The sequence below is a fragment of the Streptomyces sp. SID5910 genome (assembly GCF_009862125.1).
In the GTDB taxonomy this organism is placed as follows: Bacteria; Actinomycetota; Actinomycetes; order Streptomycetales; family Streptomycetaceae; genus Streptomyces.
The window spans coordinates 1-2,306 of the sequence record NZ_WWHX01000454.1 but is presented as its reverse complement, the minus strand read 5'-3'; the positions used below and the strand labels follow the sequence as shown (position 1 = coordinate 2,306).

At 75.4% G+C, this 2,306-nt stretch carries 1 protein-coding gene; it reads left to right on the top strand.

From position 1 onward, the window contains the following. On the top strand, positions 1–2,209 hold a 2,209-nt coding region (locus tag GTW67_RS16070; RefSeq protein ID WP_161165508.1), incomplete at its 5' end, for a S41 family peptidase. Between the last annotated feature and the right edge of the window lie 97 nt (positions 2,210–2,306).

The following is a 2,306-nucleotide window of genomic DNA, read 5'->3' as shown; positions in this document are numbered from 1 at the left end:
CACCCGGCTGCCGCGCACCTTCCGCGCCGACGGCGAGGAGTGGGTGGTGTGGGTGACGGACGCCGAGGGCGACGACGCCCTGGAGTTCGCGCCGGCCACCGGCCTCGCGCCCGGCGCCACCCCGCGCCGCCTCGCCGCCGGACAGCTCGGCCGCGTGCTGGCCCTGGCCATGGCGCCCGACGGGAGCCGGGCCGCCGTCGCCTCGCACGACGGACGGGTCCTGCTCGTCGAGCGCGAGACCGGCGAGGTCCGCGAGGTCGACCGCAGCGAGGACGGCGACGCCTCCGGCCTCGTCTTCTCGCCCGACTCCGCCTGGCTCGCCTGGTCCCACCCCGGCCCCGACCCGCTGCGCCAGCTCAAGCTCGCCAACACCACCGACCTGTCGGTGAGCGAGGCGACCCCGCTGCGCTTCAAGGACTGGTCGCCCGCCTTCACCCTGGACGGCAAGCACCTGGCCTTCCTCTCCACCCGCTCCTTCGACCCGGTCTACGACGAGCACGTCTTCGACCTGGCCTTCGTCGAGGGCGCCCGGCCGTACCTGATCACCCTGGCCGCGACCACCCCCTCGCCCTTCGGCCCGCAGCGCCACGGCCGGCCCTTCGAGACCCCGGACCGCGAGGAGACCCCCGACAGCGAGGGCACCCCGACCACCCGGATCGACATCGAGGGCCTCGCCGACCGCATCGTGCCCTTCCCGGTGGAGGCCGCCCGCTACTCCCGGCTGCGCGCCGCCAAGGACGGCGTGCTGTGGCTGCGCCACCCCGTCATCGGCGTCCTCGGCGCCTCCCGCGCCAACCCGGAGGACCCCGACCCGCGCACCGAGCTGGAGCGCTACGACCTGGCCCAGCAGCGCGTCGAGCACCTTGCCGGCGACGCCGACCACTTCGAGGTCAGCGGCGACGGCAAGCGGGTGCTGCTGTGGACCGACGGGCGCCTCAAGGTCGTCCCCAGCGACCGGCGGGCCTCCGGCGACGAGGACAGCGACACCAACATCACCGTCGACCTGGGCCGGGTCCGGCAGACCGTCGACCCGGCCGCCGAGTGGCGCCAGATGTTCGACGAGACCGGCCGCGTCATGCGGGACAACTTCTGGCGGCCCGACATGAACGGCGTCGACTGGGACGGCGTCCTCGACCGCTACCGCCCCGTCCTGGACCGCCTCGCCACCCACGACGACCTGGTCGACCTCCTGTGGGAGGTGCACGGCGAGCTCGGCACCTCGCACGCCTACGTCACCCCGCGCGGCGGCCACGGCGGCGGCGCCCGGCAGGGCCTGCTCGGCGCCGACCTCTCCCGCCACGAGGACGGCACCTGGCGCATCGACCGCGTCCTGCCCTCCGAGACCTCCGACCCGCACGCCCGCTCCCCGCTCGCCGCGCCCGGCGTCGCGGTGCGGGCCGGGGACGCGGTCGTCGCGGTCGCCGGACAGCCCGTCGACCCGGTCACCGGGCCGGGACCGCTGCTCGTCGGCACGGCCGGCAAGCCGGTCGAGCTGACCGTCTCCCCGGCCGGCGGCGGCGAGCTGCGGCACGCCGTCGTCGTCCCGCTCGCCGACGAGGAGCCGCTGCGCTACCACGCCTGGGTCGCCGACCGGCGTGCCCACGTCCACGAGAAGTCCGGCGGCCGGCTCGGCTATCTGCACGTGCCCGACATGCAGGCGCCCGGCTGGGCCCAGATCCACCGCGACCTGCGCGTCGAGGTGGCCAGGGAGGGCCTGGTCGTCGACGTGCGGGAGAACCGCGGCGGGCACACCTCGCAGCTCGTCGTGGAGAAGCTGGCCCGGCGGATCGTCGGCTGGGACCTGCCGCGCGGCATGCGGCCGTTCAGCTACCCGATGGACGCGCCCCGCGGGCCGGTCGTCGCCGTCGCCAACGAGTTCTCCGGCTCCGACGGCGACATCGTCAACGCGGCGATCAAGGCGCTGGGGATCGGGCCGGTGGTCGGCACGCGTACGTGGGGCGGCGTCGTCGGCATCGACAGCCGCTACCGGCTGGTCGACGGGACGCTGATCACGCAGCCGAAGTACGCGTTCTGGCTGGAGGGGTACGGGTGGGGCGTGGAGAACCACGGCGTCGATCCGGACGTGGAGGTGCCGCAGCGGCCGCAGGACTACGTGGCGGGGCGGGATCCTCAGCTGGACGAGGCGATCCGGATGGCGCTGGAGGCGTTGGAGGCTACGCCGGCGAAGACGCCGCCGAGCCTGCCGTAGCCGTAGCCGTGTCGGCCGCAGTTGTGCGCGGGGTGTGAGCCTGCCGGGGGTGGGTCGCGTGGCCCGGCGCTGCCGGGGTGCCGCTGCGCCCACCCGT